Genomic DNA, 309 nt, shown 5'->3' with positions numbered 1-309 from the left:
GGGTGCCGACCATCGTGATCGTACCGCCGACGTTCGCAGCGATCGCGAGACCCATGAGCTGCGGAGCGACAGGAACCTTTGCAGCCGAGCAAATCTGGATAACAACGGGCATGAGGCACGCAACGGTCGCCGTGTTCGAGGAGACCGAGGACAGAACGATAGTGATAAGCATGATTGCGCCCATCAGTGCGGCCTCGTTCGTTCCAGACTTTTTAACAACGGCTATGCCGATCTTTTGCGCGAGACCCGTTTGGAACATGGCTGCGCCGATGATAAACATACCTGCGAAGAGAACGACGGTGGAATTCG

At 56.6% G+C, this 309-nt stretch carries 1 pseudogene; it reads right to left on the bottom strand.

Going from position 1 to position 309, the window contains the following annotated elements:
- Positions 1 to 309, bottom strand: a pseudogene (locus tag HMPREF1992_RS02885) (SLC13 family permease); the annotation flags it as partial.

This window comes from Selenomonas sp. oral taxon 892 str. F0426 (assembly GCF_000468035.1).
In the GTDB taxonomy this organism is placed as follows: Bacteria; Bacillota; Negativicutes; order Selenomonadales; family Selenomonadaceae; genus Centipeda.
The sequence above is the reverse complement of the archived record's forward strand: the minus strand, read 5'-3'. Positions and strand labels throughout refer to the sequence as shown.